Source organism: Lysinibacillus fusiformis (assembly GCF_003049525.1).
Lineage (GTDB): Bacteria > Bacillota > Bacilli > Bacillales_A > Planococcaceae > Lysinibacillus > Lysinibacillus fusiformis.
The window spans coordinates 76536-100101 of the sequence record NZ_PYWL01000003.1 but is presented as its reverse complement, the minus strand read 5'-3'; the positions used below and the strand labels follow the sequence as shown (position 1 = coordinate 100101).

Here is a 23566-nt window from a genome sequence, read left to right as displayed (position 1 = left end):
ACTAGCTTCCTCCCTTAGACACATTTAACAATGGTCGAATATTTTTTAAGGCGTGAATTTGATCGTACGTAATGCGTCCATCGTAACCAATAAATGCACAAGTCATTTCTGCTTGATCGATTTCTTTCACATGCTCATCTGACATTGCTTCCACCTGATCAGCAATCATAATATGTGTAGCCTCAAATCGAGAGGCGGCAATGATAGCCTCTTTATTGCCCTGCACACCAGCATGTACTATCCCTTTTAGTTTACCTAAGACATACACATTACCACCAGCCTCAACCCGACCGTTTGGATTGACATTTCCTACAATGATAATGTCCCCTGATGAACGTAGAATCTGCCCTGATCTGACCACACCTAAATATGTATCCTGTTGACTTTCAATCATTTTCTGGTTGCTTTCATGGACAGTCAGTACTTCGCTTTGTACATTCGCTACAATGAGTTGCTCTGTTTCCTGCACAATATGAATAAGTTCATCGATCTGTTCATCAGTACAGTATCGATAGCCTAAGTATAATTGTACATCTACTTTACCATCGATACCGCCTTCTAACACTTTTTTCTTTAATTCTTCTACCAAATCGCTATAAGCACATTGGTCGTCAAGACGCAGTACAAATCCGTCCTTCGTTCCCTTCATATTAACTAATTGTTTTTTCATGAATGCCTCACCTCACGTTGTTCTTTGTTAAGAAACCTCACGTGCTCTCTGTAAGACACGCGCATTAATTAGATACTTGAAGGCCCAACCAAGAATCATTAAAAATAAAGCATTTGCAATGATTGTTGGCAATAGTCGTGAACGTAAGAAATCCGCTAAAGGTATTGCTGTGAAATCGATCAAGAAGAAAAATTGATAGAGTATAAATTCTAAAATGGCTACTAACACAACTGAAATAGTTGTTGTTACGACTAAGTGCTGATGTATAACTTTCACGATAGACCCTGCTAAAAAACATATAAGTGGATATAGAACTGAATATAATCCAATAATATCAATGTAAAACACATCATACAAGACACCAAAAAAAAGTCCATACATTACCGCGCGTTGACGGCTGTAATAGATGGAGATAAAAATGAGATATAAGATTAAAAAACGCGGTACTAGAAAATACACTTCTCCCTTAATTTCAATTGGAGAAAGCATCGCAAACTCTGGTTCTAGTAAGAATAGTAAAACCGCCACAGAAGGAATGAGAAAACGAACCATCATTCCGCCTCCTCTTCATTCGTATCTTGCGGGTTTGTTAAATCTTCGTTCGTTGAGCTGCCATCTGAACCATCAATGACTGTAGATGTACGTTTGGCAATAACAACATGCTCTAAAATCGAAAAATCAGCAGATGGTCTGACATACGCCATTTTTGTTAAGCCATGATCATCTGTACTAACCTCTGTAATTTCTCCGATAGGGACACCTTTAGGGAAAATACCTCCGAGTCCTGAAGAAACTACCTGCTCGCCTTCTTTAACCTTCAAACTAGAATCGATTCGCTTCATAATGAGTTCATTACGTTCTTCATCAAAGCCCTCGATTAAACCGTATGCTTCTTTTTCACCTAACACCATTGCAGAAACACGATAGTTAGGATTATTTGTATTTAAAAGCTCTACCTCAGAAGTGAAAGGCGTAACTAGTGTAATTTTCCCAACTAGCCCCTTCGCCGTCATAACTGCCATGTTTTTTTGAACTCCATGAGAAGATCCTTTGTCTAAAATGATTTTCTCTTCCCATTGGTCAGGATTTCTAGCAATCACTGTTGCTTGAATAGGATTATATGCCTTTAAGCTTTCAGCTTTATCCAAAAGCTCACGAAGCTTTGCATTCTCTGATTTTAAATCCGTAGCCTCAGCTTGTACAACTGCAAAATCTTCTAGGCGTGCTTTTAAACGTTTATTTTCTTCGTACGTGTTTAAGAGGGAGTCAATACTATTAAAAATACCATTAACATAATTCGCCGGCTTCGCAACAAGCGATTGTGCGACGCCGACAGTATCTTTAATAATTTGCTCTGGTAAAGTAGCATTCGTCCGATCACGTAATGAGAAGCTAATCAATGCCACAAGAAAAACCATGCCTACGAGCAGCAAAATTACTTTCTTATTGAAAAAAAAATGTGGCATTGCCTAAACCTCCTTACCCTTTAACCTGTTGTTGACGAATTAAGTCCATATGATCTAAAGCTTTACCCGTACCAATTGCAACACAGTCTAAAGGATCTTCTGCGATAAATACTGGCATATTTGTTTCTTTACTAATCACTTTATCTAAGTTCGTTAATAGTGCGCCACCGCCAGTTAATACGATACCGCGCTCCATAACGTCCGCAGATAATTCGGGAGGTGTCTGTTCTAATGTTTTTCGAACGCCATCAATAATTGATGAAACTGCTTCGCGTAATGACTCAGAAATTTCTTGTGAAGAGATTTCAATTGTTTTTGGTAAACCTGTTAGAAGGTCACGACCTCTAATTTCCATCTTTTCTTCTGGTCCTTCAGCTAATGCCGTACCAATTTCCATTTTTACTGCTTCTGCAGTACGTTCACCGATTGTTAAATTATACGTTTTACGGATATATGAAATGATAGATTGATCCATAGCATCCCCACCAACACGTACGGACTCACTTGTTACAATACCGCCTAGAGAAATAACAGCTACTTCTGTTGTACCACCACCGATGTCAACTACCATTGACCCTGTTGGATCCCAAACTGGTAAATTTGATCCGATCGCCGCTGCAAATGGCTCTTCGATTGTGAAAGCCTCTTTTGCGCCCGCTTGTCGAGCAGCATCAATAACCGCACGTTGTTCCACTGAAGTAATACCATAAGGCACGCAAATCATAACATTCGGTTTTTTCCAATTGCCGCCACTATTTTTAGAGGCTTCTCTTAAATAGTACTGAATCATTGCTGTTGTAATATCGAAATCAGCGATAACGCCATCTTTCATTGGGCGAATTGCTACGATTGAGCCAGGTGTACGACCAATCATATTTTTAGCATCATTACCAACGGCAACGATATCTCCTGTTTTCGTATTTTTTGCTACTACTGAAGGTTCGCGTAAAACGATTCCCTTTCCTTTAATAAACACTAATGTATTCGCTGTGCCGAGGTCAATCCCGACATCTTTGCTTCCTAGTCCAAACAAATTGTGTACTCCCTTTCTATTTAAGCCATACTTTCGTTGACATCCATTATCTTTGACAGTCATGTACAGGAAATTGAATTGTATAAAAATACAATTGACTCCTCCTCAAAACCCATAGCACTCCGTCAAAGTTTTTATCTTCATCAGTTAGTGTTTCACACCTTGAAAAAAATACACACTTATTTAGCTCACCACCAATTTCGATGGGAGTCTTTCCTGAATCAAGATAAAATTCATACCGTTCATTATAACGGAAAAGCGCAAGAATTTGTAGTGTCACATACTTTATCTCACAGAAAAGATACTATTTTAATTCCCTCTTAAACTAAAAATAGTACGTATAGATTAGCATATAATTTTTATTCACATAAGACAATGTGTATCAGGCTACCAATTTTTGTGAAGATAATATCAGTTTCTAGAATACATTAACGATTTGAATCGAAAAAGGTTCGCCATTAAACCACAAAAAAATACAAAAATTTTAGGAATATGCCACTAATGTCATAGCGCTAAAATATTTCGAGTTTGTTCGTAATGCTTCTCTAAGACATCTGCTCAAGATAAAAAAACTCTGCAAATTTCTTGCAGAGTTAAAAATATCCTTTTTCCTTCAAACTGATAAATTGATGATCGCCGATAATTACATGATCAATTAATTCAATCCCCATAATATAACCAGCCTCTTCAATTCGCTTTGTGACATCAATGTCCTCCGCACTAGGAGTTGGTACTCCACTAGGATGATTGTGTGCACAAATAATTGATGCAGCAGATCGCTTCACGGCCTCTCGAAAAATTTCCCTAGGGTGCACGATGGAGGCATTTAAACTACCTATGAAAATCGTTTGTCTGTGAATAATTTGGTTTTTAATATTTAAAAAAAGAACAACAAAATGTTCCTGATTAAGTGAAGTCATATCAGGCATTAAATAAGCAGCAGCATCTTGTGGAGAACGAATAGTAAATTTCTCATCATTCTGCTTTTGAGCCAATCGTCGGCCAAGTTCAATGGCGGCTAATATTTGAATAGCCTTCACCTCACCGATCCCTTTAATAGCGACCATTTCTTCAATGGTTGCGTGTTTTAAATGATGGAGACGTTCAAAAACAGTTAATACTCGATTCGCGAGGACAAGAACCGATTCTTCTTTTGTGCCTGTCCTCAATAAAATAGCAAGTAGCTCTTGATTGGATAGACTTTCCGCCCCTTGTCGTATCAGTCTTTCACGAGGGCGATCTTCCAAATGAACATCACGTAACATCAACGTAGGCAAAGCCTTATCTAGCAAAAATGCTCACTCCTTCGCAAATTGGACAATTTGTAGGTTTACCAATTGCGAAAACAACGCTGCAAGTGGTAAGCCTACAACATTGTTGTAATCTCCTTCAATTCGTTTCACTAAAAGTGTGCCTATCGTCTGGATACCATAACCTCCTGCTTTGTCGAAAGGGTCTCCAGAATCGACATAGGCTTCTATCAATTCCTTGGATAGAGAATGAAAAACAACCGTGGTTTCTTCCACAAAGATGTTTTCTTTCCCACTAGGTTCAATAATAGCGACCGCTGTCATCACAACATGTTCGCGATTAGATAACCGTAATAAATGGGCAATAGCTTCCTCCCGAGATTTTGGTTTATGTAGCAGCTCATCATTGTCGACTACGATTGTATCAGCACCAATGATTGTTGCATTGGTTGCTTTTTTCGCTACATCCCGTGTTTTTAAGAGAGCTACTCCTTTTACATATTCCTGCATTGAACTGGCTTGTACACTTGTTTCTTCAACTTCACTTGCCAGAACCTCAAACGGAAGTGCTAGCATACCCAGCAATTCCTTTCGTCTTGGTGAAGCAGAGGCAAGTATAAGTTTATGGTTTGTTTTTAACATGATATGATCCGACCATCCTTCCTTATCCTCATGATACCGAAGAATGTTCAATTTGAAAATTTTCTAAAAATCAAGATAATAATGATTTTACTATCTTTTACTTTTAAAATTTCACTTGAAGACATGTATTTTTAGCCTGATAATGAGCAAAAACTTGCAAACGGATGACGCTGACATCGTTGGAAATAGTAGAAGCAGCTGCTCCAATTGTCTGCCAATCCTCAGGTAAAGTTGAATCCTTCCCTTTCTCCTTAAAATTTAATTTTGTAGCATTTTTGTCTGCTAATGCAGTTGTCACCTCCGCAAGGGTTGGCTCCTTACAGCTATCACCACTGACACTAAATGCTTTTTTAAAGGTTGCGGGTTCCTGTAAAAATTTAAGCTGACTTTCTTCAATCTCCATGCTTGTCCAAACATAAAACTTGCCATCAACCTCAACAATTGCGCTCTCTTTTAATGCAGGGTATTCGGCAACAAATGCACTTGCACTCTCATAGTTTGAATACACGCCTGCTTGACTAGCATAAAACATAGGTGCATTTGATGTACTAGTGTTCTCACCGGCAGTAGGAATGGTTTCTGATTGTGATTGATTAGTGGCCACATCACTGCCATTATTCTTTATCGGTAACTGGGTACTGGCTTGTAAAACACCTAAAAAAATGGCAACACCTAACAAACCTACAAATCCACCAATAATCATTGCCCGAAATATTTGTTTTTTCATTACATGACTTACAATTTTCATCCATCTATCACCTCATCCTTCCACCTATCCGTACACGTTTCAATAAAAACGAGATTTCAATATATAAAAGTATATGTAGAATTAGAAGTGTAAATGCGAATTTATTGAGATTTGATTCATAACAAAAACGGCATACATTCATAAAAAAACTAGGACTTCCAAATAGGAGTCCTAGTCATTTCATATTTTCAAGCTATTTCTTACTGCTGTTAATAAATATAATGAGCCCGATACGATCGTTCTTTGTTTGTTGTCTGATTGCACCTGTAAAAATTGTGCATAATCCACTAAGATATTTTTAGATGTCGCTTTGGAAAGCTCCAGCAAATTTTGCGCAGCCATCGCTCGTGGATTATCAAAATCAACGAAATAAAATTCATCACTAACTTGCTCTAACAGTCGAAGAATTTGTTGAACGTCTTTGTCTGCTAATATACCCACAACAAATGTGATTCGTTCCCCAGGAAACTCACCCTTAATCGTTTCTACTAATTTTTCAGCACTTGCCGGGTTATGCGCCCCATCGACAATCACAAATGGTATGATTTCTTCAAAACGACCTAAAATGGCGGCTTGTTTCACAGCTTTCTGAATTGCAGTTGGATTCACAGACACATTAAGAAATGCTGCTACTTCTAGGAATGCTGTAATAGCAAGTGCCATGTTATCGCCCTGATGAGCCCCTTTCATTGAACGGGTTAGATGAGAGAATTGGACATGTTGTTCGTCATTTCTATAACAGTCTCCTTCAGCAAATGAGTGTAATGAAAAATGATTACCTATTTCTAAAACTGCAGCTTTTTTATGAGATGCCTCTTCATAAACAACACGTTTCGCATCTTCTGGCAAATTACCGATAATGACAGGACGATTTTGTTTAATAATACCTGCTTTATGACGCGCAATACTGTCGATTGTATCGCCTAGAAATTTTGTATGCTCTAGAGCGATGCTTGGGATAATGGATACGATGGGTGTTACTACATTTGTACTATCCAATAATCCTCCCATACCCGCTTCAATTAAAGAAATATCAACTTCTTTATTCACAAAATATAAAAATGCTACTACAGTCAAAAGTTCAAAATCAGTTAGTTTCCCGCTTAATCCAGCCGCATGCATTTGACGAAAAACAGCATCCATATCAGCCTCGGTAATAGGTTGACCATCTATTTGAATTTGGTCGTGCACATCGACTATACAGGGTGACATAAATTTGCCCACACGTAATTCATGCTCTTTGGCGATAGCCTCAAGGAAGGTTAATGTGGAGCCCTTCCCATTTGTGCCAGCCAAGTGTACGACATGTAGGGCTTGCTGAGGGTTTCCAGCTAATAGCAAAGCCTCCTCCATCGCCACAAGACCAGGTTTTATGACATCATCACTGTGGACAGCCCACTTCTTTTTATAATGATCAAATCCTGGTATCATCGTCCTTCCTCCTGTAGCCACTGGCGAACACCCGCAATGAAGTATAAAGAGCCTGTAATCACCACAATATCCTCTTCAGCTCTTTCACGTAGTACAGTTTGTACCGATTCCAGCCAATCCTCATAGTACGATTTATCGGCATTTGTTGATAACACGACTAAGTCTTCAGCAGGCATTGCATTAGGCAGATTGATTTGTGTAAAAGCAATCGACGTTGCAACATCATCCATTAGTGCAATGCTATTGGCATGATCCTTATCTGCTAATGCTGCATACACAAAACGATAATGGCTTTTTGGAAATACATTTTTGAGTGTTTGGATAAGTGCAGCCGTCCCTTCAGAATTATGGGCGCCATCTAAAACAATTTTTTGAGGCCATTGTTCGAAGCGGCCAGCCCAATGTGCATATCGAAGTCCATACCGAATGGATGAGTCTGATATAGTAATAGCTGCCCCTTCACGTAATGCAAGGATTGCTGTAATGGCCAGACTTGCATTGTTGATTTGATGGGGACCTGCCATTTTTAAAGCTATATCAGTCATCACAATATTTCCTTTTTCATAGGTGAATTGCTGAACGTCTGTACCTTGTAATATATCTGAAACAGTAAAATCTTGTCCTAAAATGAAGCATGGTGCCTGCTGTGCATCCGCCGTTTCTTTAATAACAGCTAATGCTTCTTCATTGCTAACCCCTATAACAACTGGAACACCCCTTTTTATGATGCCTGCCTTTTCAGAGGCAATCTTGGCAAATGTATCACCTAAAAAGGCCGTATGCTCAAGTGAAATGGTTGTAATAATGGCAAGTAGTGGCGTCACGACATTGGTCGCATCTAAACGCCCTCCAAGCCCCGTTTCAATAAGCGCAATATCAATTTCCTGATCGGCAAAAAACTGAAACATTATGAGTGTGACTACTTCAAAAAAGCTTGGAAAATCACCATTATATTGTTCTTCTATAATCTTAGCTAGTTTATTGAAATAGTATAAAAATTGTTCATCCGTAATCGGCTCACCATTAATAGTCATTCGTTCATTGACTCGCTCTAAATGTGGGGAAGTAAATGCCCCTACTTGGTGCCCAGTGTGCTGTAGCATTTCTCTAAGGGCATTCACTGTAGAACCTTTCCCATTTGAACCAGCCACATGAATTACGCGTAGTTTATTGTGAGGATTCTCTAAATGTGCTAGTACTTCTTTCATTAGTACAAGCGGTGCACGTTTATGATCAACGGCTTTTAGTGTAAAAATAAATTCCGTACATTCGTTCATTGTGTTAAACAAAAGAAACACTCCCTCTTACTGCAATATCTCTATTTTAGTACAAGTAACGTTTAATAACATAGATTAATTACAAAACAATAGAAAAAACACACAGCTAGCCACTGCGTGTTTGATAAGTATTTTTGTTATGTACTTGGTGAGCCCCTAGCAATGCACCCATATTGTCCAAAATGATTTTTGCATCATTGTTTAATAAAGGCATAACATCTGAACGTTGTACTAATTCAAAGGAGTTTTTTAATGTTCTTTTCAACATTGAAATATCAAAATTTGAGCAATACTCATTTATTTTATTGATGGTTAACATATCTGCCCGTGAGAGTTTTGTACATTCCTGTTGAGTTTGCCTATTTGCTAATACATGTTTAATAAGCACACGCGCACTTGTGTTTAATAAACGATAATATTTCGCATCTGATAATTTCAATAGATTTGTTTCAATCAATACCCTTGCACTAACAAAATCTAAGTCATCACATGCTTTATTGACTTTCGTAATATACGTTGTCATATTACCTGTCATTTCACATCTCCATTCATACCATAAACCCGAAAAAAAGCCATTGCTTTGGTATAGCGATTCCATTAAAGACCATTTCTTTTCCGTCAACATAATATTGTGTTAGGTTTTGTTTCCTACTATAATAATAATTCACCTAACCTATTAGACTAATTATTCTAAATGGTACTACATATATTTACCCATTTCAATGCATAACTTTTTCTCTACATAAAAAAAGCAATGGATGACTTTATCGTCATCCATTGCTCTACTATTACATATTTTTTAATTCCTCTAAACGTTTTAATACAACCGCGTGCTTATTTTCATAATCCGCTAATTTTTCACGTTCTACATTTACTAATGCCTCAGGTGCTTTCGATACGAACTTTTCATTTGAAAGCTTACCTGTCACTAACTTCACTTCTTTTGCCCATTTCTCTAACTCTTTTTCAAGACGAGCGATTTCTTCCTCTAAGTTAATAAGCCCAACAAGCGGTAGGAAAACTTGAGCACCTGTAATAACTGCTGTCATCGATTGACCAGGTGCCTCTAAGCCTTCACCAATTGTTAACGTATCTGGGTTACAGAATTTCTCTAAATAGGCTTTATTCGCTTCAAGTACTGCCACTGTTGCAGCATCTTTCGCAGAGATAAATAACGGTACTTTTTTGCTCATTGGCGTGTTTACTTCCGCACGAATATTACGTACTGAACGTATAATATCCATTAGGAGCTTCATATTATCTGCTTCGTCAGCAAAATGAAGATCCGTGCGTACTGTTGGCCATGCAGCCACTGTAATCGATTCACCATCATGAGGTAAGTGTTGCCAGATTTCCTCTGTAATGAATGGCATAAATGGATGCAATAGACGCATCGTTTGATCGAGTACGTACGCTAAAATAGAACGAGTTGTCTTTTTAGCAGTTTCATCCTCACCGTATAATGGTAATTTTGCCATTTCAATATACCAAGAACAGAAATCATCCCAAATGAAATTATAAAGTTCGCGACCAACTTCACCAAATTCATAGCGCTCTGCCAAAGATGTTACACGTTCAATCGTCTCATTTAAGCGTGTTAAAATCCATTTGTCAGCAACCGATTTTTCACCTGTTAAGTCGATTTCATCATATGTCATTCCATCCATATTCATAAGGGCAAAACGGGATGCATTCCAAATCTTATTAGAGAAATTCCATACAGCCTCTACCTTCTCAGTAGTATAACGTAAATCTTGACCAGGTGATGAACCTGTTGCTAAGAAGTAGCGTAATGAGTCTGCACCGTATTGCTCAATAACATCCATTGGATCTACACCATTGCCAAGTGACTTACTCATTTTACGCCCTTCACCATCACGAACTAAACCATGAATTAACACATCTTTGAATGGACGTTGCTCTGTAAATTCAAGACCTTGGAAAATCATTCGAGATACCCAGAAGAAAATAATATCATAGCCTGTTACGAGTGTATTTGTTGGGTAGTAACGTTTATATTCTTCATTTGCCTCGTCTGGCCAGCCCATTGTAGAAAACGGCCATAGCGCTGAAGAGAACCATGTATCTAGTACATCCTCATCTTGTGTCCAATTGTCTGCATCAGCCGGTGCTTCTTTTCCTACGTAAATTTCACCTGTTTCATTATGGTACCAAGCCGGGATTTGATGGCCCCACCATAATTGGCGAGAAATACACCAATCACGAATATTCTCCATCCAGCGAGAATAAGTATTTTCAAAACGAGCCGGAACAAAGTTCACTTTACCTTCTTGGTCTTTTTGAAGCTCTAATGAAGAATCTGCAAGTGGTTGCATTTTAACGAACCATTGTGCTGAAAGATATGGCTCTACAACAGCACCAGAACGTTCAGAATGCCCTACTGAATGCATATGTTCTTCAATGCGTATTAACACACCCGCTTCTTGTAAATCAGCAACAATTTGCTTACGACATTCAAAACGATCCATACCGTTGTATTTGCCAGCAAGTTCGTTCATTGTGCCATCTTCATTCATCACGAGGATACGCTCAAGATTGTGACGATTACCAACTTCAAAGTCATTTGGATCATGGGCAGGTGTCATTTTTACAACCCCTGTTCCAAATTCCATATCAACATAGTCATCTGCTACAATCGGAATTTCGCGACCTACAATCGGTAAAATAACCGTTTTACCAATTAAATGCTGATAACGTTCATCTTTCGGGTGAACAGCTACGCCAGAGTCACCAAGCATCGTTTCAGGACGTGTTGTCGCAACTTCTACATATCCTGAGCCATCAGCTAAAGGATATTTCATATGATAGAAGGCACCTTGCACATCTTGGTAAATAACCTCGATATCAGACAATGCTGTTTTAGCAGCTGGATCCCAGTTAATAATGCGTTCACCACGATAGATTAGGCCTTTTTCATATAATTGAACAAAAACTGTATTAACTGCCTCCGAAAGACCTTTATCAAGTGTGAAACGCTCACGTGTGTAGTCTAATCCAAGGCCAAGCTTTGCCCATTGATCACGGATATGCCCAGCATATTCTTCTTTCCATTCCCATGTTTTCTCGAGGAATTTTTCACGTCCTAAATCATAACGTGTAATATTATCCTCACGTAGCTTTGCTTCTACTTTTGCCTGTGTAGCAATACCTGCATGGTCCATACCTGGTAACCAAAGTGCATCATATCCTTGCATACGTTTCATACGAATGAGGATATCTTGTAAAGTTGTATCCCATGCATGACCAAGGTGCAATTTACCTGTTACGTTCGGTGGTGGAATAACGATTGAATAAGGTTCTTTCCCACTTTCTGGCTGTGCCTCAAAAAATTTCCCTTGCAACCACCATTCGTAGCGACCGGCTTCAATGGACTGTGGGTCATATTTAGTTGGCATTGAAATGTTTTCTGTCATATTGACTCCTCCTAATATTTGAAGACTATTGATAAAGCAATCACTTCACCAAATAAAAAAAACTCCTCTCGTCTAAAAGGACGAAGGAGTTTTAGTTCGCGGTACCACCTTTAATTCCAGCAGCGGTTAAGGAAATGATCATCGAATACATTTCTCAGCCTTATCTACTGGCTCTTAATTCGGTAACGGTGTTTAACCGGCTTTAACTACTGTTAGTTCACTAAAGCTGCTCAAGGGCTACCTTCAATTAAGTACAAATAGAAACTTCTCAGCTACCGTTTCCTCTCTGAAAATGTAACATAATTTACTCTTCCCTATCATAGCATCTGTATTTGATTTTCCTTATTGTACCGCAGAAACGTGTAATTTTTCAAGTGATTTAGTCATCTTTTAATAAGAGTAAAGTAAATAGAAAAGGAAGTGAATATTCAAATGCGTCGACGCAAGTATAACCCCTGGCTTTTACCACCTTGGATAAGGCAAGTTCGTTTTTACTGTAGAACGATTATCGTGCCGATTTGTGGTTTTCAATTTATCCGTGTCATTATTGTTCCAACATCCGGTGATTTAATTTTCTTATTACTCTTGCTACTTCTCAGCTATTTACTTTTGAAAGACATCATTTGATACACGAACTTTAAGCGGTGTATATTCTTCAGTTAGATCCCAAATCATGGAAGGCACTTCATGCCAAGTGCTGGACTCACGTACAACAATATGACTTGAGGATTCTCTCAAACTTGTTTTTTGGTCAACTGTTGGAGTCTTCACTTGGTGTGAAGCTGCTACTACTGCGGTAGTTTGTTTTTTCACTTGCATGCTTTCTTCTGGCACAGTAAGTATCTCTTCATGTTCATAGGCACTGGCAGTAAAGGACTGATCTTCTTCTAATACATGGTCATTTTCAACAACTGGCTCGTATTCGTTAAAGATGCTTGTGACTGTCCATTCAAGCTGACATTTCTGATTCGTCAAGCTTGGGCGAATATCTTTGACCATTATATCCTTAAGGTTTGATTCCTTTGGTAAATCGACATGTAATGGCACGGCATACTCAAAATAACCTGTATCTCCTTGGACATCTAGGGCATCAATTGAAATTAATTCTTCATCGCCTGTAAAAGCTTGCATATTTTGAAAATCGAAGCGTACATGTGCGGTGATATGATAGATGCCTACTAGTCGAAGTGAATCCTCTAACTGCATTGCCTGCCACTGTGGCTTAATTTGCACAGCTGCTATTTCTGTTGGGCAGCCGTACCCAGGAAAACAAAATGTTTCACTCATATTCCAAGTTTTGTGTTCGATAATAATCCCTCCCTTTGCATCATATGACTTATGAGGGGATAGTATGCTAGAAAGCTTCCTATTCAACCGTATAAAAAAAGAGGAAATTCATATAAAAATGGCATGCTAGAACATTACTTCTAGCATGCCATTTTTATGAATGTACTTACATCAATTAAACATGTACTAATTTGATTTTATTTGCTACACGATCTGTTAACATTTGCGTTGCCTTTGGTACAATCGGTTTGAAAATTGGGTTTAAAACAGGTCCAGCTAATCCACCAGCAATAACCTCTAAGAAGCCTGTCATTTTTGTGTTTTCAGCATCCATGCTTTCTGCAAGGAAATAGCCATTTCCTGTGAAATTATCCGAAAGACCTTTAAGTTCAAATGTCACTTTGGACGGGGATACCCACTCTAAAATAATAATTTCTACTTCAACTGTTTTTTTCAGAACTCCCACATTTCCTTTAAAAGTCCATGTTGAATGTTTGTCATCAATCATTTCATGTGCGTTATAACCTGGGACTAGCTTTGCCCATTTCTCCATATCACTGACGAAATCCCATACATGTTCAATTCCTACGGGTACTTCGACCGTATGTGTGCCTGTTGCCATATCAATTCACTACTTTCTTTTATGAATAGCTATATTATAAACGATATCGTCCACATTTTGGCTATGCTGAAAGATATAATTTTGACAAAAGCAGGTCCTTCATCCAGTATAGATGATTGTCCTTACTAGTTAATATATGCTATATTTTCTCTTTTGTTCTTTTATTGCTCAAGTACTACAATGACTTCTAACTTATGTATACAAAAGGGCATGCTAGATTTTTTTCTAGCATGCCCTATCAATTACTTAGCTAATTGTGCAAATACTTTATGGAAGGCATCAACCGTTTTTGCGATATGCTCCTCTGTATGTGCAGTAGAGATAAACAACCCTTCAAACTGAGACGGTGGTAGGAAAATTCCTTCCTCAGCCATCAAACGGAAGTATTCAGCAAATAAGGCTAAATCCGATGATTTAGCAGTTGCAAAATCAATGACCTCTTCATTCGTAAAGAAGAAGCCAATCATAGAACCTGCACGATTAACAGTGTGAGGAATTTTGTACTTCGTCGCCGCTTCACGGAAACCAGCCTCTAGCTGATCGCCTAGTTGTTTAAAGTATTCATAAGTACTGTGATCTAAACGTGATAGCGTTTCATAGCCCGCTGTCATAGCTAATGGATTCCCTGAAAGTGTACCTGCTTGATAAATTGGTCCAGCTGGTGCTACTTGCTCCATAATTTTTTTAGTACCAGCAAACGCACCCACTGGAAGGCCTCCGCCAATTACTTTCCCTAACGTCGTAATATCAGGTGTAACTCCGAAGTAACCTTGTGCACAACCATAATCAACACGGAAGCCCGTCATAACCTCATCAAAGATTAATAACGCACCATGTGAAGTTGTTAATTCGCGTAAGCCCTCTAAGAAACCTGATTGTGGTGGTACAACACCCATATTCCCTGCAACTGGCTCTACAATAACTGCTGCTAACTCTGCTCCAAATTTTTCGAAAACAGCTTTAGCGCCTTCTAAATCATTATAGGCTACAGTTAACGTATTACGAGCGATATCTGCAGGTACGCCAGGGCTATCAGGAAGACCCAATGTAGCAACTCCAGATCCTGCTTTAATTAATAATGAATCACCATGGCCATGATAAGAGCCTTCAAATTTTAAAATCTTATCACGACCTGTAACACCGCGTGCTACACGTAATGCAGACATAGTAGCTTCTGTTCCCGAAGAAACGAAGCGAATCATTTCCATGCCTGGAAGACGATCTAACACTAATTGAGCTAAACGAGTTTCTGTATAGCTTGGTGCACCAAAGGAAGAGCCTTTTGCTGCAGTTTCAGCAATTGCTTTGACAACCTCTGGATGTGTATGTCCTAAAATGAGTGGGCCCCAAGATAATACATAATCTATATATTCATTACCATCAATATCTTTAATGATAGCCCCATGGCCTGATTCCATGAAAATTGGGTCCATATTTACTGATTTGAATGCACGAACGGGGCTGTTGACACCACCTGGCATTAACTGAACAGCTTCAGCATAGGCTTGCTTTGATTTTTCGTAAGAACGTGTCATTTATTTCTCCTCCAACCAACGTGCAACATCTTTTGCATGATACGTAATAATTAAATCAGAACCTGCACGTTTCATGCCTAATAATGTTTCAAGCACAACTTTTTTCTCTTCAATCCACCCATTAATAGCAGCTGCTTTAATCATCGCATACTCCCCTGAGACATTATACGCAACAAGTGGTAATGGATAATTATTTTTCATATCTCGAATAATATCTAAATAACTTAGGGCTGGCTTAACAATTAAGAAATCCGCACCCTCTTCGATATCAGATTCTGCCTCACGGAATGCCTCTAAACGGTTTGATGGGTCCATTTGATAGGATTTACGATCACCAAATTGTGGAGCACCATCTGCCGCGTCACGGAATGGGCCATAGTAACTTGACGCATATTTCACAGCATATGACATGATTGGAATATGCTCAAAGCCCGCTTCATCAAGACCAGCACGAATGGCTGCAACAAAACCATCCATCATATTAGATGGAGCAATTATATCTGCGCCTGCCTTTGCTTGTGATACTGCTGTACGAGCTAAAACATCTAAGGAAGGGTCATTTAAAATTTGATCGCCTTCAATTAAGCCACAATGACCATGATCCGTAAACTCACATAAGCATGTATCCGCAATGACTAAAAGCTCAGGATGACGCGTTTTAATTAAGCGAGTCGCCTCTTGGACAATACCATGATCATGGAATGCACCAGTTCCAACAGCATCTTTTTCAGCCGGTAAACCAAATAAAATTACAGCTGGGATTCCTAATGCAACAACCTCATCAATTTCTGCTTCTAGCTTATCTAATGAAAATTGAAAAACACCAGGCATAGATAGTACTTCATTTTTAATATTTTCGCCCTCTATTACAAAAATAGGATAAATCAGGTCCTCTTTATGTAAGTATGTTTCTTTTACCATTGATCGCATCGTTGCATTGGCACGCAAACGACGATGTCTTTGAAATTGTAGTTTTGTCATGATTTGTCCCCTACTTTCATTAATTCTTCGATGACTGCTTGCATTGTATATACACTTGGCATAATATCCACAGTTGCACCGTATTGTTCAAGAGCTGCTTCCGTAATATGGCCGATGGCTGCAACCCTAGTTGCTTGCCATCCAACATGTACTGCTACACTTTTTGCATATACATCAACAGCTGAAGGACTAGCAAAAATCACTGTGACGTCCTCATTGTGATGGATGCAATTAATAATAGCTGATATTTGATCATGTCGTTCTACCGTTTCATAAACTGTCCATTCTTTCAAATTAAAGGGCAGTCCATCCTTCAATGTACTTTTCGCCTTTTCTCCACGAATAAACAGACAACTTGGATGGTCGCCAGCTATACTTGGAAATTCCTTGACGAAAATATCAGCACTAAATACGGAAGGCATAAAGCTCACTTGAAATCCTAGATTTTCTAACGCTGTAGTTGTTTTTGTCCCAATGGAAGCAATTTTCGCTTGAAAATTTTTGGCACTTAATTGATGCCGCTCCATCTTATTAGCAAATGCATCTACAGCATTTTGACTCGTAAAGATAACCCAGTCAAATTGAAGCGCACTATTCAACAGTTTTGCATCATCGTTGTCCATACGTTCGCATGTTTCAATTAATGGGGCAATTACTGCATGGCCACCTAAAGCTGCAATATCATCTACAATAGCTGTTGTTTTAGATGTACCTGTTAAAAGTACCGTTTTACCTCTTAAAGGTAAATCATTTTGCATCTTGCTCTGCCTTCACACGTTGAATTAAATCGAAAGCTCCTTGTTTCGTTAAAATAGTAGCCAGCTCTTCCCCTATTTTTTGTGCGTCTGAACCAACTACTGTTTCTTTATATACAACTGATGCATCAGGTGCAGCAACAAGACCAGTTAAAGTAATTTCATCCCCATTTGATGTAGCATAGCCAGCGATTGGTACTTGGCACCCGCCATCCATGGCCGCCAAGAATGCTCGTTCAGCATGTGCCTCTTGCCATGTTAATTGGTCTGTTAATTTAGCTAACTCGGCTAATAGCTCAGTATCATCTCCACGGCATTCAATACCAAGAGAACCTTGTGCTACGGCTGGCAAACAATCTTCTACTGATAAAAATTCAGTGACAACATCTTCACTCCAACCAAGTCGTTTTAAACCGGCTGCTGCTAAAATAATCGCGTCGTATTCTTCGGTCTCAAGCTTAGCTAAACGTGTATCAACGTTTCCTCTAATCCATTTAATTTCAAGATCCGGACGTACTGTTAGTAGCTGTGCACTACGACGTAAAGAACTTGTCCCGACTACAGCTCCTGCAGGAAGATCAGCAAATTTAACATGTCCCTTCGAAATAAAAGCGTCACGTGCATCTTCACGTGGAGGAATACAGCCAATTACTAAACCTTCCGGCAATACAGCAGGCATATCTTTCATAGAATGGACAGCAAAATCAATCTCTTTATCGTAAAGGGCTTGTTCAATTTCTTTAACGAACAATCCTTTTCCCCCTACCTTTGAAAGCTGTACATCTAAAATTTGATCACCTTTTGTCACGATTTCTTTTACTTCAAATTCAAATGGAGCACCAGCAGCCTTTAATTCATTAATGAACCAATTTGTTTGCGTTAGTGCTAGCTTACTTCTCCTAGAACCTACAATAATTTTTCTCAACAGTCTCCAACCTTTCCTCTAATACCATAAATGGAATCGCGATAAACTACTTCCTAAGAAGAAGTTCACAACAACTAATAGATAGGCATAAATATGTACCCATGCATAAGTTGTACCTATCAGCTTGCTTTTGCGATTCACATATAAGATAAAGCAATACAAAATTAAAATAATGAAGGATCCTATGATCTTCGCATCGAAAATCGAAAGACTCTCTAATGTTAATAATGCCCATTCAAACCCTAATATTAAACTTATAAATAGCATTGGGATTCCAATAAAGAATGATACATTCATCCAGTTGCTCGTTTGCTGTAAAGATGGCAGTCTTGTCCAAAGATGCGACCACTTTTTCTTCTTCAGTAATCGATATAAAACTAGATATAAAATGGCAAACACAAATGTTAATGTGAATGCTGCATATGACAATATCGCAAATGATATATGAATAAAAAGCATTTCCGAAATTAATGTATCTCCGACAGTTCCCGTAGGACGTTTAGGCATAAATGTAAATATACTAGCAAACAAAAATCCTAATATATTTATAATAAATACCGGTAAGTCTACTCTTGCAATGCAATGCAGGATAATGGATAACGTCACAAGTAACCAGGAGTAAAATAGAATCCCCTCTGACAATGATAAGATCGGAAAGCGTTTTGTTTCCACAAACGTTAAAATAATAATGGCACTTTGAATCATCCATACAAATGAAACAAGCCAGAAAGCAATGCGCCTTGCTCGTACTTGCTTATAAAAATAATCAGTAAAGTAAAAAACTAGACTGATCGCATACAAGACGATCATCACCTCATATAGCCTTGTCATGGTCAAATCAGCCAATAGACATCCCTTCTTTGTAGTGAAATTGTAAAGCTATAAATAAGAAAACAAAAAACGTTTTCGTATCCTAAGTTTACCATACAGATACGAAAACGCCTCATGTAATATCAGTAGAGAATCCAATAGCGCAACACCACTTCGTACAACTTCAGTGTACAAAACGCATTAGATTATTTAGAAAGAATACTTTGGTTCAGCAGAAGTTTGAGTTGCCTGTGCGCGTTCTTTACGCTCAAGCTCTTGCTTCGTCATCTCTTGAACTTCAGCTTCCACAGCTTCTTCTATACCAAAAATTTGTTGGAATAAACGTAACTGTTCATTTGCTTTTGGTGAATTAGCCATTTCTTTAGCTTGTAAGATTGGCTCTTTTAACAATTGATTAATAATTGATTTTGTATGTTTACTTAAAATTTTACGTTCACGTTCCGTTAAATCTGGCATTTTATTCTCGATACTAGTCATGGTCTCTTCTTGAATACGATTTGCTTTTTTCCGTAATGCAGAAATCACAGGTACGACACCAAGCGTAGACACCCAATCTTTAAATTGGAGCACTTCATGCCCAATCATATCCGTAATATCAGCAGCAGCACGTTCGCGTTCCGCTAAATTGGCTTCGACAATACCTTGTAAATCATCAATATCATATAAGAAAACATTTGGTAAATCGCCAACACGTGGATCGATATCACGAGGAACAGCGATATCTACCATAAATAATGGTTTCCCTTTACGTAAACGTTCCACGAATTGCATGAGCTCATAATCAATGACATAATCAGTTGCACCAGTCGATGTAATTAAAATATCTGCTTCTAATAAGGAGCACTGTAATTCCTTCATTGATTTAGCTTGACCATGGAATTTTGCAGCTAGACTTTCCGCCTTTTCAAACGTACGGTTAATTACTGTTACTTTTCCTACTCCACTGCCGTAGAGGTTTTCAATCGCAAGCTCCCCCATTTTCCCTGCACCTAGAATAGCTACATGCTTGCGTTGTAAAGAGCCAAAAATTTTCTTTGCTAATTCTACTGCTGCATAAGAAACTGATACCGCATTCTCGCCGATAGCTGTTTCATTATGTGCTCGCTTTGCAAATGTTACCGCTTGTTTAAATAGTTGATTGTAAACCGTTCCTGTCGTGCCAATCTCTTGTCCACTTAAAAAGCTTTTTTTTACTTGCCCTAAAATTTGCGTTTCACCTAGAACCATTGAATCGATCCCAGCTGTCACTTTAAATAAATGTTCGACTGCCTCATCCTCTTCACGAATTGTTAAATACGAAGAAAATGTCTCCATAGGCAAGTCAAACCAATCAGCTAAAAATTGTTTCACAAAATGACGTCCAGTATGCAATTGATCCACAACAGCATAAATTTCTGTACGGTTACATGTCGAAACAATAACGTTTTCTAAAATACTTTTCTGCTTTTGCAGCGCTTCCATTGCCTGAGGTAGTTCACTCTCAATGAATGATAACTTCTCTCTTATTTCAACAGGCGCTGTTTTATAATTCAAGCCTACTACGATGGTATGCATGAATAACACCTCACACGTTCTAATTCACAAATTTCATTATAGCACAGTTCGACAATAGTTCATCTATAATTTGTGAACATGTCATGAAGAACTGCATTTCGTCATCTACATTAGAATTATTATAAACTAAGTGTAACAAATTATACGTTTTGTTTCAAATTAAAAAACTGCCCCGCAATAGGAGGCAGTTTTCATCATTAATTTGTTATAGAAATAGTTTTCATTGAAATAATATTTCCATCTTTATCATATGCGATCAAATCAATTTCATTATTAACTTTAAAGTCCTGCATAGTTTGTACTGTTTTCGTTAACATAAACACATGATCACTACGTTTTAGCAACTCGAATTGTACATCACCACTAATCGATTTATAACGTACATTAATCTTCGCAACGTTTGGACAATTACCATCAATACGAGCACTCATTGTAAGATAGCCTTTTCGTAATGATACATTTGCATCTTCAAATAAATCATCCGGGTTGATACAGCTTGATGCCGGAGTTTTACATAAAATCGCATCAATTAACTTTTGGAACACCTGATGCAATTGTAAATTATCAAGCGCGTGATAATAAGCTCCGCCAGTTTCTGTAGACACTTGCATTAAAGTAGCATCATTTATTTGTGATTTCTTGCCCATACTTACTGTGTATATTTTCACACCTTGCTTTTTCGCTTCATTGATCACTTTTGTCATTTTTGATTTACTTGTTTTCCCATCAGATACAACCACAATAGCTTTAGCCGTTTTTGTATCGTTTGAGAATTTCGTTAATGCAATATCAATACCTGCAAAAATATCCGTAGCACCTTTCTCTTTAGACGCTTTATAAAGGTCTTTCTTCAATACAGCATCTGTTGTACCCTCACCAAGAATTGTTGCCTTTGTGTTTGTTTCGATGACGATGTTATTTTTCGCCTTCAATTGATTGATAAATTCAATCATTTTCTTGCCACGATAATTAGTTGGATCAACAGCCTTCATAGAAGAAGAATAATCCACTACATAAGCAACTTCTGTTGCTAATGAGCATGAATTTTTACTGAAGTACGGATTAGTAAAAATATCTTTGCTTACTGTTTTATCTTTTAAACCCTTCAAAATCGTTGCATAACGAGGGTCTATCGGATTGACAAGGGTTGCTTCTACTTTGGATTTTCCATAGATGATAGAGTCAAAGTATGCAACAGCTGTACCTGGACTGCCTGTATTGTTTAATGGATCTGAAGTATTCGTAATAAATGAAGCTGTTTTTTCCACTCCATCATACTTGATTTTGACTGTTCCTTGATAATCCGTAACTGGTTCTCCACCAGGACGAACTAACGTCACCATGACTTTTGTATAGCGATCCTTGCCTGATGGTCTAGAGGCAGCATCAGCACTTTCTTTCAATGCCTCTACTCGTTTTTTATAAGCCTCTACTTGTCCAAGTAGCTTCCCGCCTTGATATTTTAATAACACCGTACGATCATAGTTACTTAAGTTTGTAAAAATAGAATAAATTTTCATGACACTATCATAATGTTCAAGTGTCAATTTTTTTTCTTCTGGCATATGGTTCATAAGCTGGATGATAGCTCCAACTGGATTAATGTTTTCTACCTGAGAGGCGATTTCATCATCAATCCCTTGAACACGATAAATCGGACGGCCATCTTCAGAAATCATATACATAATTTCAGTTTTAGCTGGCGATGTGACAGAATTATCTAAACGACGATTTAACAGTTCCTCAAAAAGGTAAACAGAAATATTGTAGTTTTCAAATTGTAAAATAGCATTTTCATACCCTAGTGCTGGATATCTAGGGTCTGAGCCTCCGTAACGTAAATAAACATTTTGAACATTGCCCAAGGAGTCTGTTACATTAGTTTGCTGCCCAATACTAAATAGCTTTTTATCCCCATCATACTTCAATGGAATTGGTGAATACACATCAATTATGTTTTGTGTGAAGAACTCTGGCAACTTCTCATATGGAATATACGGTGGTGTCACATTCCCATTATCATCATCTGTATTAGTAGGATCATAGACTTGGTAATCTATACGCAATTCAGGTTGTGGTGAATAACGCACCTCTGCTTTTAATTTTTGCCCCACAAGACACTTCATTGCTGGATCTGTGTTATTAACCAATTCAAAGGAAATGGTATCACGAGCAGATTTTGTTAATTTTGGCGCTACAACAATAGCTGATACAGTCGAACCATCAGATTGGACGGTTCTAACCGCTTCGCCGGAAGTATCGATAATCGTACCGTAAGTTGACGTCACACGGAATGTATAAGATTTATCATCCGCAATAGGGTCTCCATTACAAGCCTTTAAAGATACAGTCACAAGTGTTGAATCCACTTCATTCGCAATTAAATCTGGTTTTTCCACTACAATGCTTTGCAATGCATTATTTACATAATCAGGTCCAGTAAAATCATTGGAGTTATCCTTTGGTTCTTCAAAATCCGCACTATTGGAGCCCATGAATCCTGGAGGTAATGTAATACTATCATTATCACGACCAGCTGCACTTCGCGTTAATCCTTGTACGGCAAAGTTACCATTTTGGACTGCTCTATATAAGAATGTCGCTACATCACCACGCGTTAATTTTGTTGATGGATTAAAGCTTGCAAATGTTTTTTTACCTGAACTACTTGTCGATAAATTGTTTGAATATAAATATTGAACAGCTTGTGGTTCATCTAAATCCAATCCTTTAAAAGCGGCATAAATTTGTGCAAATTGACCACGAGTAATCGCTTTTGATCGATTGGCATTTACATGTGTTCCATTAAACGGTAAATAAAAATCACTATAAAAGTTATAAGCCACACTATCAATATAAGATAATGGATAGTTACGATCTAGCTTCGCAAACATGAGGACAAGCTCTCGATCTGTCACTTGCTCACTCGGTAAAAAGTTATTGGCATTGTTCAAAGACATCAATTCATTGTCAACCGCCCAAGAAATGGCTTTGTAATTACTACTATTCGTCGGAACATCTCTAATTGTTGTAGCTGCTTGCGTAACAACAGGTGTTGCTGTCATCAAAAGCAGCATGAAGCACAGCATAGTAAGCAATGCTTTTTTTACATATGTCATGGTTGT

Annotated in this window: 20 protein-coding genes and 1 other annotated feature; all 20 genes read right to left on the bottom strand. The window is 38.2% G+C overall.

Annotation, left to right across the window (positions count from 1 at the left end; all coding sequences use genetic code 11):
* Nucleotide 1 precedes the first annotated feature (1 nt).
* The gene (gene minC / locus C9J29_RS09330; RefSeq protein WP_008180702.1) at nucleotides 2-670 is read right to left on the bottom strand and encodes a septum site-determining protein MinC; all 669 of its coding nucleotides are present in this window, start codon (nucleotides 668-670) and stop codon (nucleotides 2-4) included.
* A 27-nt stretch (nucleotides 671-697) separates the two neighbouring features.
* Nucleotides 698-1222, bottom strand: a complete 525-nt coding sequence (gene mreD, locus C9J29_RS09325) for a rod shape-determining protein MreD (RefSeq protein WP_004226656.1) — start codon at nucleotides 1220-1222, stop codon at nucleotides 698-700.
* On the bottom strand, nucleotides 1222-2136 hold the full coding sequence (gene mreC / locus C9J29_RS09320) for a rod shape-determining protein MreC (protein ID WP_008180698.1): 915 nt from the start codon (nucleotides 2134-2136) through the stop codon (nucleotides 1222-1224). The genes mreD and mreC overlap by 1 nt, the downstream gene beginning before the upstream one ends.
* A gap of 13 nt (nucleotides 2137-2149) precedes the next feature.
* On the bottom strand, nucleotides 2150-3169 hold the full coding sequence (locus C9J29_RS09315; RefSeq protein WP_008180696.1) for a rod shape-determining protein: 1020 nt from the start codon (nucleotides 3167-3169) through the stop codon (nucleotides 2150-2152).
* Between the two features lie 593 nt (nucleotides 3170-3762).
* Nucleotides 3763-4434 (bottom strand): RadC family protein, encoded by a 672-nt coding sequence (radC, locus tag C9J29_RS09310; RefSeq protein WP_008180693.1) that lies wholly within the window; start codon nucleotides 4432-4434, stop codon nucleotides 3763-3765.
* Nucleotides 4435-4467: 33 nt separating this feature from the next.
* A complete protein-coding gene (locus C9J29_RS09305; RefSeq protein ID WP_107922047.1) occupies nucleotides 4468-5061 on the bottom strand; it encodes a Maf family protein in 594 nt (197 codons plus the stop codon).
* 103 nt (nucleotides 5062-5164) lie between these two features.
* Entirely contained in the window at nucleotides 5165-5809 is a 645-nt protein-coding gene (locus C9J29_RS09300; RefSeq protein ID WP_008180689.1) for a hypothetical protein, read from the bottom strand.
* A gap of 180 nt (nucleotides 5810-5989) precedes the next feature.
* The gene (locus C9J29_RS09295) at nucleotides 5990-7240 is read right to left on the bottom strand and encodes a bifunctional folylpolyglutamate synthase/dihydrofolate synthase (RefSeq protein ID WP_089986691.1); all 1251 of its coding nucleotides are present in this window, start codon (nucleotides 7238-7240) and stop codon (nucleotides 5990-5992) included.
* The gene (locus C9J29_RS09290; RefSeq protein ID WP_089986710.1) at nucleotides 7237-8517 is read right to left on the bottom strand and encodes a bifunctional folylpolyglutamate synthase/dihydrofolate synthase; all 1281 of its coding nucleotides are present in this window, start codon (nucleotides 8515-8517) and stop codon (nucleotides 7237-7239) included. Before C9J29_RS09290 ends, C9J29_RS09295 begins: the two co-directional genes overlap by 4 nt.
* A 106-nt stretch (nucleotides 8518-8623) precedes the next feature.
* Complete coding sequence (locus tag C9J29_RS09285; protein ID WP_043990749.1) at nucleotides 8624-9052, bottom strand: hypothetical protein; 429 nt, start codon at nucleotides 9050-9052, stop codon at nucleotides 8624-8626.
* Between the two features lie 253 nt (nucleotides 9053-9305).
* The gene (locus C9J29_RS09280; protein WP_089986693.1) at nucleotides 9306-11951 is read right to left on the bottom strand and encodes a valine--tRNA ligase; all 2646 of its coding nucleotides are present in this window, start codon (nucleotides 11949-11951) and stop codon (nucleotides 9306-9308) included.
* Nucleotides 11952-12024: 73 nt separating this feature from the next.
* Nucleotides 12025-12281 (bottom strand) — a binding site (T-box leader).
* A gap of 273 nt (nucleotides 12282-12554) precedes the next feature.
* Nucleotides 12555-13238, bottom strand: coding sequence for a valyl-tRNA synthetase (locus C9J29_RS09270; protein WP_107922046.1), 684 nt, complete (start codon nucleotides 13236-13238; stop codon nucleotides 12555-12557).
* 175 nt (nucleotides 13239-13413) lie between these two features.
* Nucleotides 13414-13860, bottom strand: a complete 447-nt coding sequence (locus C9J29_RS09265) for an SRPBCC family protein (RefSeq protein WP_008180674.1) — start codon at nucleotides 13858-13860, stop codon at nucleotides 13414-13416.
* Between the two features lie 242 nt (nucleotides 13861-14102).
* Nucleotides 14103-15395 (bottom strand): glutamate-1-semialdehyde 2,1-aminomutase, encoded by a 1293-nt coding sequence (hemL, locus tag C9J29_RS09260; protein ID WP_107922045.1) that lies wholly within the window; start codon nucleotides 15393-15395, stop codon nucleotides 14103-14105.
* Nucleotides 15396-16376, bottom strand: coding sequence for a porphobilinogen synthase (gene hemB, locus C9J29_RS09255; RefSeq protein ID WP_008180670.1), 981 nt, complete (start codon nucleotides 16374-16376; stop codon nucleotides 15396-15398).
* The gene (locus C9J29_RS09250; RefSeq protein WP_008180668.1) at nucleotides 16373-17134 is read right to left on the bottom strand and encodes a uroporphyrinogen-III synthase; all 762 of its coding nucleotides are present in this window, start codon (nucleotides 17132-17134) and stop codon (nucleotides 16373-16375) included. The genes hemB and C9J29_RS09250 overlap by 4 nt, the downstream gene beginning before the upstream one ends.
* Nucleotides 17124-18056 (bottom strand): hydroxymethylbilane synthase, encoded by a 933-nt coding sequence (gene hemC, locus C9J29_RS09245; protein ID WP_008180666.1) that lies wholly within the window; start codon nucleotides 18054-18056, stop codon nucleotides 17124-17126. The genes C9J29_RS09250 and hemC overlap by 11 nt, the downstream gene beginning before the upstream one ends.
* 18 nt (nucleotides 18057-18074) lie before the next feature.
* Nucleotides 18075-18902, bottom strand: coding sequence for a cytochrome C assembly family protein (locus C9J29_RS09240; RefSeq protein ID WP_036119291.1), 828 nt, complete (start codon nucleotides 18900-18902; stop codon nucleotides 18075-18077).
* A gap of 174 nt (nucleotides 18903-19076) precedes the next feature.
* A complete protein-coding gene (gene hemA / locus C9J29_RS09235; protein WP_107922044.1) occupies nucleotides 19077-20441 on the bottom strand; it encodes a glutamyl-tRNA reductase in 1365 nt (454 codons plus the stop codon).
* Nucleotides 20442-20638: 197 nt separating this feature from the next.
* A complete protein-coding gene (locus C9J29_RS09230; protein WP_107922043.1) occupies nucleotides 20639-23560 on the bottom strand; it encodes a VWA domain-containing protein in 2922 nt (973 codons plus the stop codon).
* Between the last annotated feature and the right edge of the window lie 6 nt (nucleotides 23561-23566).

Excerpts from the sequence above, each read along its gene's own strand:
- minC (WP_008180702.1), bottom strand. The coding sequence starts at position 670 with ATGAAAAAACAATTAGTTAATATGAAGGGAACGAAGGACGGATTTGTA.
- mreD (WP_004226656.1), bottom strand. The coding sequence starts at position 1,222 with ATGGTTCGTTTTCTCATTCCTTCTGTGGCGGTTTTACTATTCTTACTA.
- mreC (WP_008180698.1), bottom strand. The coding sequence starts at position 2,136 with ATGCCACATTTTTTTTTCAATAAGAAAGTAATTTTGCTGCTCGTAGGC.
- radC (WP_008180693.1), bottom strand. The coding sequence starts at position 4,434 with ATGTTACGTGATGTTCATTTGGAAGATCGCCCTCGTGAAAGACTGATA.
- C9J29_RS09305 (WP_107922047.1), bottom strand. The coding sequence starts at position 5,061 with ATGTTAAAAACAAACCATAAACTTATACTTGCCTCTGCTTCACCAAGA.
- C9J29_RS09300 (WP_008180689.1), bottom strand. The coding sequence starts at position 5,809 with ATGAAAATTGTAAGTCATGTAATGAAAAAACAAATATTTCGGGCAATG.
- C9J29_RS09295 (WP_089986691.1), bottom strand. The coding sequence starts at position 7,240 with ATGATACCAGGATTTGATCATTATAAAAAGAAGTGGGCTGTCCACAGT.
- C9J29_RS09290 (WP_089986710.1), bottom strand. The coding sequence starts at position 8,517 with ATGAACGAATGTACGGAATTTATTTTTACACTAAAAGCCGTTGATCAT.
- C9J29_RS09285 (WP_043990749.1), bottom strand. The coding sequence starts at position 9,052 with ATGACAGGTAATATGACAACGTATATTACGAAAGTCAATAAAGCATGT.
- C9J29_RS09280 (WP_089986693.1), bottom strand. The coding sequence starts at position 11,951 with ATGACAGAAAACATTTCAATGCCAACTAAATATGACCCACAGTCCATT.
- C9J29_RS09270 (WP_107922046.1), bottom strand. The coding sequence starts at position 13,238 with ATGAGTGAAACATTTTGTTTTCCTGGGTACGGCTGCCCAACAGAAATA.
- C9J29_RS09265 (WP_008180674.1), bottom strand. The coding sequence starts at position 13,860 with ATGGCAACAGGCACACATACGGTCGAAGTACCCGTAGGAATTGAACAT.
- hemL (WP_107922045.1), bottom strand. The coding sequence starts at position 15,395 with ATGACACGTTCTTACGAAAAATCAAAGCAAGCCTATGCTGAAGCTGTT.
- hemB (WP_008180670.1), bottom strand. The coding sequence starts at position 16,376 with ATGACAAAACTACAATTTCAAAGACATCGTCGTTTGCGTGCCAATGCA.
- C9J29_RS09250 (WP_008180668.1), bottom strand. The coding sequence starts at position 17,134 with ATGCAAAATGATTTACCTTTAAGAGGTAAAACGGTACTTTTAACAGGT.
- hemA (WP_107922044.1), bottom strand. The coding sequence starts at position 20,441 with ATGCATACCATCGTAGTAGGCTTGAATTATAAAACAGCGCCTGTTGAA.
- C9J29_RS09230 (WP_107922043.1), bottom strand. The coding sequence starts at position 23,560 with ATGACATATGTAAAAAAAGCATTGCTTACTATGCTGTGCTTCATGCTG.